General features: G+C 46.0%; 6 protein-coding genes. 4 read left to right on the top strand and 2 right to left on the bottom strand.

What is annotated here, in order from left to right; genetic code table 11:
- Together H6F50_RS27270 and H6F50_RS20125 are read left to right on the top strand one after the other, a co-directional pair.
- Nucleotides 1-2,103: ATP-binding protein (locus tag H6F50_RS27270; RefSeq protein WP_242029127.1), on the top strand; the 2,103-nt coding region annotated here is incomplete at its 5' end.
- A gap of 146 nt (nt 2,104-2,249) precedes the next feature.
- Complete coding sequence (locus tag H6F50_RS20125) at nt 2,250-2,693, top strand: response regulator (RefSeq protein ID WP_190430075.1); 444 nt, start codon at nt 2,250-2,252, stop codon at nt 2,691-2,693.
- 96 nt (nt 2,694-2,789) lie between these two features.
- Here H6F50_RS20125 and H6F50_RS20120 read toward each other — a convergent pair whose 3' ends face one another.
- On the bottom strand, nt 2,790-6,143 hold the full coding sequence (locus H6F50_RS20120; protein ID WP_190430074.1) for an EAL domain-containing protein: 3,354 nt from the start codon (nt 6,141-6,143) through the stop codon (nt 2,790-2,792).
- Nucleotides 6,144-6,595: 452 nt separating this feature from the next.
- On the opposite strand from H6F50_RS20120, the gene H6F50_RS20115 reads away from it, so the two are divergent.
- On the top strand, nt 6,596-7,228 hold the full coding sequence (locus tag H6F50_RS20115) for a DedA family protein (RefSeq protein ID WP_190412055.1): 633 nt from the start codon (nt 6,596-6,598) through the stop codon (nt 7,226-7,228).
- Nucleotides 7,229-7,320: 92 nt separating this feature from the next.
- Here the strand turns inward: H6F50_RS20115 and H6F50_RS20110 are convergent, their stop codons facing one another.
- A complete protein-coding gene (locus H6F50_RS20110) occupies nt 7,321-8,523 on the bottom strand; it encodes an argininosuccinate synthase (RefSeq protein WP_190412056.1) in 1,203 nt (400 codons plus the stop codon).
- 191 nt (nt 8,524-8,714) lie between these two features.
- Between H6F50_RS20110 and H6F50_RS20105 the strand changes: the two genes are divergently transcribed.
- Nucleotides 8,715-8,923: glycosyltransferase (locus H6F50_RS20105; protein ID WP_190430073.1), on the top strand; the 209-nt coding region annotated here is incomplete at its 3' end.

Genomic DNA, 8,923 nt, shown 5'->3' with positions numbered 1-8,923 from the left:
GCCATTATCTTGCACGTAGATACTACACAAGCGTTGATTATCTTGTTAAAGCAGCCTGTAAACGGGATTTTCAATGCTTTAATTGCTAGCTTGATGCTGACTCATTTACCGATTCATAAATGGCTAGGTCGTCCTCAAGCAGTTAGCACGCTTTCTTTGCAACAAACTGTTTTTAATTTGTTAGTAGCTTTTGTCTTCTTTCCTACTCTAATTCTTATGGTTTTAGACAGCCGCCGCGTAATTGATAACATCAAGACAACAGCTAATGCAGAACTCAAGGCGGCTTCTATAGATTTAGTTGTTGAAATGCGTTCTTGGCATCAGCAACATCTAAAGGCAGTTCAAGAATTTGCTCAGATTGCTGCTGATGAGCCTACCAAATTGGATGCATTGCAGTCAAGTATAGAATTTGCTAGACGGACATTTCCAGATTTCCATGAGATTTATGTAGTCAATGCCGAAGGTAAAGCAATTACATCTTCACCACGACAGAATGAAGCGGGAGAGTCCACTATTGGATTGAATCTTGCTGTTAAACCCTACTTTAAGGAAATAAATAATACTCTGCAACCTACTCTATCGGATGTAGTGAACGGACAAAAGGTAATTCTCAGCGTACCCGTGCTAAGAGATAATCGCTTCCGTGGTTTAGTCATTGCAGAACTCGATTTGAACGGTATTGACGAACTCCTAAAATCAAATATTGACGAGCGGGGACTACAAATTACTCTCGTCGATCGCAGAAAATCTGTAATTGCTAGTACTCTGTCTGAGCGAGTAGCAATGCAAACATTTGATCGTCGTAAGGATGGCGAAATTCGTCCAATTGCGCCGATGACTTATCAGTGGCTACCGATAAGTGGCAGTCGGCTTGTCATGGTGCGTTGGAACAATTCGTTCTTTGTGCAAGAGACTCCGATTGATAGCCAACTTCCTTGGACTCTCATTGCAGAATTGTCTGCGACACCAGACGTCCGCCATATAGAGCGCGTTCATACCAATAGTTTAGCGATTTTGATGCTAATTTCAGCGATCGCGCTTATTTTTGCAACCCTTCTAAGCCGCAGCTTAGTTGGTCCCCTCTCAAAACTAGCGCAAGTAACGACAAACCTGCCTCATAAACTTTCAGAGCAAGAATTGATCGATTGGCCTAATAGTCCGGTGACAGAACTGGACGCTCTAGTTCGCAACTTCAAGTCGATGGCGGCGACACTTAATCAAAAATTTTCAGAAATCAAAAGCGTCAACGAAATGCTCGAAGAACGGGTGCAAGAACGTACCCAAAAATTATTAATTATTAATACAGAACTCGAAGCTGAAATTGCCGAACGACAGCGAACAGAGGAAAAATTAAAAGCTTATACCTTCAAATTGGAACAAAGCAACCGGGAATTGCAAGACTTTGCCTTCGTCGCTTCCCACGACTTGCAGGAACCATTGCGGAAAATTCAAGCCTTTGGCGATCGCCTCAAACTCAAATACGGGGAATCCCTAACTAATGAGGGGAAGGACTACCTAGAGCGGATGCAAAAAGCGGCGCAACGGATGCAAACTCTTATTAATGACCTCCTAGCCTTCTCGCGGGTAACAAGCAAAGCTCAGCCTTTTACTCGTGTCAATATCACCAACGTGCTACAAGAGGTCTTGTCTGATTTGGAGGTGCATATCCAGAAGGTAGGCGCACAAGTAGAAATTGGCGAGCTGCTAACGATTGATGCTGATCCGTCGCAGATGCGGCAATTATTACAGAATTTGATTAGCAATGCGCTGAAGTTTCGGCGTCAGGAAGAAGCACCCGTCGTCAAGATTTGGAGTCAATTACTAGAGAGGGACGAGCAGCTTTGGACACAAGACTTATCAGCTCGTCCCATGTGTCAAATTATGGTCGAAGATAATGGCATTGGTTTTGACGAAAAGTATCTGGATCGGATCTTCACAGTTTTCCAACGCCTACACGGTCGTAACGAGTATGAAGGAACGGGAGTTGGTTTAGCGATCTGCCGTAAAATAGTCGAGCGTCATGGTGGTACTATCACAGCAAAAAGCATATTAGGGGAGGGGGCGACATTCATTGTCACGCTACCTATTAAGCAATCTAGGTGATAGATTTTGGAATTTTAAATTTTAGATTTTTGCTGATCAATCTCAGAAAGCAAGCCTTTTTTCGCGACTGCAAATTATGCGAAAGTACTGGAATTTGGTGTGAGTAAAACGCTGTGAATAAAGCTGGAAAATTAATTACCATCTTGATGGCTGACGATGATGAAGACGATCGGCTGCTAGCAAAGGATGCATTAGAAGAATGCCGACTCGCTAACGATCTACACTTTGTTGTAGATGGTGAGGATCTGATGGATTATCTTTACCATCGGGGTAAGTATACTCAGTTAAGAAAATCGCCCCGTCCAGGTTTAATTCTGCTGGATCTGAATATGCCTAAAAAGGATGGGCGGGAGGCTCTCCAGGAGATTAAAGCCGATCCCGAACTGCGACCTATTCCAGTCGTCGTGCTGACTACATCAAAGGCTGAGGAAGACATCTATCGTTCTTACGGTTTAGGCGCAAACTCGTACATTGCTAAGCCAGTCACATTTGAATCTCTAGTTTCTGTGATGAAAGCTTTGGGAAAATACTGGTTTGAGATTGTTGAATTGCCACTAAAGGAAAATGAAGCGGAAAACTCAACACTATAAAATATAGTTTTGCAGAATGCCTAGTTAGGTTTCGCCTTGGCAAAACCTAACATTAAGCAATACTAAATTTCAGTCATCTACTCAGCGCACATAAGATTATTGAGGTTTTGCAAAGATTGAGGCAAAATAATTGAAATCGGTGGTAAGCTGCTGTGTTGTAACAATTAATTCTTTTGCTGACTCTTGAGTTAAGGGTTTAGCGAAAAAATATCCTTGCCCATATTCGCATTCCATTTCTCTCAGTTGAAAGAGTTGCTCGGCTGTTTCCACCCCTTCTGCTGTCACATTTAACTCTAAAGTATGAGCCAGGGTCACGATAGCACGGACAATTTCTAAACTGTCGTCTTTCGCCCCAATTCTACTAATAAAAGAACGATCAATCTTTAACTGATCGATGGGAAACCGATGCAGATAGCTTAAGGATGAATAGCCAGTGCCGAAGTCATCAATATGCAGATGCACGCCTAAAGCTTTTAGTTGGAAAAGCATTTTGATTGCCGATTCTGCGTTTTCCATAACTGCACTTTCAGTAATTTCTAACTTCAAACTTCGCGCATCCAGGCGAGTCTCCCGCAAAATTTGATCGATTTGCTTGACTAAATCTGGTTGTAAAAACTGTTTGCTCGAAAGATTAACACTGATTGTTAATAGTAATTCTGGATAAAATTGCTGCCAATCATACATTTGGTAACATGCATTGTAGAGTACCCACAGCCCAATGGGAACAATTAAACCTGTTTCTTCGGCAATGGGAATAAATTCCGCTGGAGAGATTAAACCGCGCTCCGGATGCTGCCAGCGTACAAGCGCCTCGAACCCGTCAAGCCTGCCAGTTGTCAATGACACAATGGGTTGATAGTGAAGCTGAAATTCATCCCGCTCGATCGCACGCCGCAAGTCGTTTTCCAGTTGCAAGAGTGCCACCGCGCGGGTATGCATGGTGGTATCAAAGACTTCATGACGCGCTCTCCCCATCGATTTGGCACGATACATTGCGGTGTCAGCATCGCGCAGGAGATTTTCAGGACAGTCATATCCGATGGCTGGGGCACTTTGCGAACCGCCCCCGATAGCAATGCCGATGCTTGCTGAAGAGAATACCTCTTGTTCGTTGAGCTTAAAAGGATACATCAGTTCTAAGTGGATGCGCTCGGCAATGTCAGTGGCATTGTTGATATTTTTGATATCTTCGAGCAGGATGGTGAATTCATCTCCGCCTAGCCGCGCAACTGTATCGCCACCTCGCACGCAAGTTTTCAACCGCTGCGCGATCGCTACCAGCAATTGATCGCCAATCATGTGTCCCAAGCTGTCATTAATCACCTTGAAGCGATCAATATCTAGAAAAAGGACGGCGAAGAAATAGTCACTGGTTCGTTTTGACCGTTCAATTGCCTGTCCCAACCGATCCCTAAACAAGGCTCGGTTTGGTAAGCCTGTCAACACGTCATGAAAAGCATCATGGAGGAGTTGTTTCTCAACTTGCTTGCGCTCGGTGATGTCAGTTTGAGAGCCAGCCATGCGAGAGGCTTTCCCATTCGTGTCTCGTACAGCCATCCCCCGGATTAGCATCCAACGGTATGTTCCGTCTTTGTGTAGTATGCGATGTTCGTTCTCAAAATGGGGGGTCAGCCCTTCCAGATGTAAAGAAATCTGCCCTTTCAACTGCTCGATATCCTCAGGATGCACTCGCTCAAACCAGGCATCAGGCGTATTGCTAATTTCGCTCTCCTCGCAGCCCAGCATGGATTTCCAGCGGGGAGAAAAATAAATTTCGTTTGTTTTTAAATTCCAGTCCCAAAGTCCGTCGTTAGCACCAGAAACGGCGAGTTCATAACGTTCTTGACTCTCACGCAAAGCCTCCTGGGTTTGGGCAGCCTTGGTAGCTGCCCCTACGCGCTCGGTAATATCTTGGAAGGTAACGACTGCACCCACCAACTGACCATTTTCTCGAATGGGGGTGCTGATGTACTCAACGGGAAAGCTCGTACCGTCTTTTCGCCAAAAGACTTCTTCTTCTATTTGTTGAACTGTGCCATCCTTAAAGGCTGCATAAATTGGACACGCTTCTCGCGGATAAGGAGCGCCATCGGCTTTTGAATGGTGGCAAATAAAATGCAAGGGTTTGCCAATGAGTTCTTCAACTTCCCATCCCAGCATTCTCGCAGCAGATGGATTAACAAAGGTGGCGTTTCCATGAATATCCAAACCATAAATTCCTTCACCCGCTGAGTTGAGAATTAGTTCGTTTTGGTGGCGCAGTCGTTCAATTGCCTCTTCGGTTTGCTTGCGAACCGTGATGTCGTTCTGCAACCCGATGAAGTTGATGAGTTTCCCTTCGTTATCAAAAACTGGGTTGATGGTGAGTTCATTCCAGAACGGTGTCCCATCTTTGCAGTAGTTCAGGACTACACACATAATCGGTTGCTTTGATGCGATCGCTTCTCGCATCACTTTCACAACAGTGAAATCGGTATCTTTCCCTTGTAGAAAGCGGCAATTAGAACCCATCACTTCCGCCGCTGAGTAGCCGGTGATGGCAGTAAAAGCAGGATTGACAAAGATAATTGGATTGTCAGGTAAAGTTGGATCGGTGATTGTAACTCCAGTTGTCAGGTTAGCGATCGCCGCCGCTAGCTGGCTGTTTTCGCGCATAGCTGACCGCAAGGCTTCTTCTGCCTGCTTGCGTTTGGTAATATCGGCAGCCAAACCATCGATTCGGATGACATTCCCATTCGCGTCACGCCCTAGATGAGCGCGATTGCGAATCCAACGCTCTTGCCCGTCCGGTCGGAAAATACGATACTCTTCGTCTGCTGCACCGACTTGGAGTAACGCTTGCGTCATCGCTTCTATTCGTTCTCGATCCTCTGGGTGAATCACCTCCAGCCAGAGGTTCGGGCGCTCGAAAAACTGGGAGACTGGACGACCATAAATTTCCGCCGCCGCCGGACTGATGTAAATCGGCTCCCTAGTGATGGCTGAAACCGACCATACGCTGTCATCGAGCGAGCCAAGAATATTCTCTAGCCGCGATTCACTCTCCCGCAGCGCCTCTAACGTTTTGACTCGCTCGATCGAGTAGCGGATCGCCCGCTCTAATAGCGGCGCGTCCATCTTCCCCTTAACTAAGTAATCGGCGGCTCCCGCTTTCATTGCTGCAAAGTCTACTTCCCGATCTCCTTGCCCGGTCAGCAAGATGATCGGCGCTTTACAATTAGTTGAAATGGCTTCTTGTAACAATTCCAAGCCGTTGTGTGCGCCAAGACGATAGTCCACTAAATAGACATCATGTTGATGCATCTGAATCTTTTCTAAAGCAGCATCATAACTATCTACCCATTCGAGATCAAACTTTTCTCGCTCAATTTCTGAGAGGAGATCGCGCGTCAGAATATAGTCATCCTCGTCATCCTCAATTAAAAGCACTTTTATTGAGTCTTTAGACATAAAATAATATTAGAAACAAAATACCTCTATCTTAGAGTTCCTCTCCTCAAGGGTAAAGCTAGAGAAGTCCTCACTCAGCCACAGTTGCAAATTCACTCACAACTGGTTTTTGGTTTGAGTCCTGACGAGCATTACTTTTTAACAGTCTTAATAAGAATAAAATTAAAATTTGGCATCTGTCCGTCGGTATACCTGCTGAAAATGTTTTTTTAAGGCGAAGCAGCAAATCGAAAAAGACGTAAACTCGCCTGTTTAATCCTTATTTCCTCAAGAAAGATATTGGGCTGCCTATTTGCCGATGAAGAGGAGTGCGATCGCCCTTGAGTGCTAGGGGCAAAATCCTCGCTCGTAGCCGTCTCGATAACAATCTCAAGATTTCCCGCCCTGATTGACACCCTGAGCGGATCGAGCCACTATGATAGAAGTATGAATCTATGTAAAGACCCAGATAAATGTCTTTAGAGTTTGTATCTGTAGAAAATATCAAAGAAATTGCCCACCACTACGGTTACTGGGCAGTTTTTTTGGGGATTTTGCTGGAAAATCTTGGCATTCCCATCCCTGGTGAAACGATTACTCTCGCCGGGGGTTTCTTGGCGGGAAGTAAGGAACTGAGTTACTGGTTCGTGCTAGGAAGCGCGATCGCTGGTGCAGTTGTCGGTGGTACTTGCGGTTACTGGATTGGCAGAAAAGGCGGCTGGCCCCTGCTGGTGAAAGTTGGGGGATTTTTCCGCATCCGCGAAGAAAAACTCTTACAACTCAAGCAACAAGTGAGCGAGAACGCCGGAAAAACAGTGTTTCTCGGTCGTTTCCTGGCTGTGCTGCGAATTGTCGCCAGTCCTCTCGCTGGAATTGCCCAAATGCCCTTCCTCAAGTTTATGGCTTATAACATAGCTGGGGCGACTGCTTGGGCATCGGTAATGGTCACGTTGTCCTTTTTCGCAGGGCGACTGGTACCCCTGGAACAATTAGTTGTGTGGGTCGCTCAATTTGGTTTAATCGCGTTGTTCCTTTTGATTGCCTGGATTGCCGTTCCTCTTTGGCTAGAGTCCCGCGAAGCCAAGCGTTCAATCGAGGGAGATTAGAAAAAGTTTTGAGTAATGAGCGATTAAGTTTTGAATGAAAAGAATGTGTTTTCTCACTCAAAACTCAAAACTCAAAACTCAAAACTTTCAAACTAGCCTCTCGCTTTTTGCGACCAAACGCGAGTCGGTAATCCCCAAACGTAGATAAATCCTTCAGCAGCTTTATGGTCAAACTGGTCTTCAGCTCCATAAGTTGCTAACGTTGGGCTGTAAAGGGACTTCTCAGATTTACGCCCCACAGTCATCGAGTTGCCCTTAAAAAGTTTAACTCGCACCGTTCCCGATACCCGCTCCTGTGTTTGTTGAATGAAGGCATCCAGGGCGGCTTTGAGCGGACTATACCAAAGACCGTTATAAACTAGCTGAGTATAAGTTTCTTCGATACCGCGCTTGTAGTGGGTCACATCTGCGGTTAAGGTGAGACTTTCTAAGTCGCGGTGGGCATGAATTAAAACCATTAAAGCCGGGGCTTCATAGATTTCCCGCGATTTGATACCTACTAGGCGGTTTTCGATCATATCGATCCGCCCGACACCGTGATTTCCTGCAATTTCGTTGAGTTTCGTAATTAGCGCGACAGGCGGCAAAGCTTCACCGTTGAGGGAGATCGGGATGCCTTTTTCAAAGCCAATTTCAACGTATTCTGGCTCATTGGGCGTGTCAGCGATCGCTTTGGTCATCGCATAGATTTCTTCTAGCGGTTCCGTCCAAGGATCTTCTAGGGGTCCCGCCTCAATGCTGCGACCAAATAAATTGCGATCGATACTGTAGGGAGATTTCTTTTTCACGGGCGAAGGAATCCCATAACGCTCACCATAAGCGATGGTTTCCTCTCGGCTCATCCCCCATTCCCGCGCTGGTGCCAACACCTTCAAATCTGGGTTCAGCGCCGCAATCGATACATCAAACCGAACTTGGTCATTGCCCTTCCCCGTGCATCCGTGCGCCACCGCATCCGCACCGTATTTTTCAGCCGCTTCGACTAAAAGTTTGGCAATCAGCGGACGTGCCAAAGCAGTCTGGAGGGGATAGCGATTTTCATAGAGAGCGTTCGCTTGAATCGCTGGAAACGCATAATCTTTGACAAAACTTTCTGTAGCATCGGCAACCAGCGATTCGCTAGCACCCGATTTTAGCGCTTTTTCCCGGACTGGCTCTAGTTCGTCTCCCTGTCCCAAATCCGCCGCCAGGGTAATTACCTCTTCAACTCCCCATTCCTCCTTCAGGTATGGGATGCAGACGGAGGTATCGACTCCCCCTGAATATGCCAGCACAACTTTGGTAGCACGACCCATTGATCTCTCACTTCCGCAAAACAACGAGTTCTTATTATGCAACTAATCTATGCCAAGTCTTGTCAGGAATAGCACAGATTAATCTACAGCCATAGTCATCTGGGGCACCAAGGGATAGATGAAAATGCTTTCTGTTCATTGGCTTACAGTTCTTTGAGAGATACTAAAAGTGTTGTCATCCGGGGGAAATCGTGTTTTTTAGCGTTGTCATTCCAACTTATAACCGCAAGCCGATTCTAGAAAAATGCCTTAGAGCAATGGAACACCAGCAGTTGAGTGCTGGTAGTGTCGTCAGCGGCTATGAAGTGGTGCTGGTGGATGATGGTTCGACGGATGGCACGTTGGAGTGGTTATCCCAACACGCCGCTGAATTTCCTCACGTGCGATCGCTCTTGCAAGA

The organism is Coleofasciculus sp. FACHB-712 (genome assembly GCF_014695635.1).
Classification (GTDB): Bacteria; Cyanobacteriota; Cyanobacteriia; order Cyanobacteriales; family FACHB-T130; genus FACHB-T130.
The sequence above is the reverse complement of the archived record's forward strand: the minus strand, read 5'-3'. Positions and strand labels throughout refer to the sequence as shown.

Excerpts from the sequence above, each read along its gene's own strand:
- H6F50_RS20125 (WP_190430075.1), top strand. The coding sequence starts at position 2,250 with ATGGCTGACGATGATGAAGACGATCGGCTGCTAGCAAAGGATGCATTA.
- H6F50_RS20120 (WP_190430074.1), bottom strand. The coding sequence starts at position 6,143 with ATGTCTAAAGACTCAATAAAAGTGCTTTTAATTGAGGATGACGAGGAT.
- H6F50_RS20115 (WP_190412055.1), top strand. The coding sequence starts at position 6,596 with ATGTCTTTAGAGTTTGTATCTGTAGAAAATATCAAAGAAATTGCCCAC.
- H6F50_RS20110 (WP_190412056.1), bottom strand. The coding sequence starts at position 8,523 with ATGGGTCGTGCTACCAAAGTTGTGCTGGCATATTCAGGGGGAGTCGAT.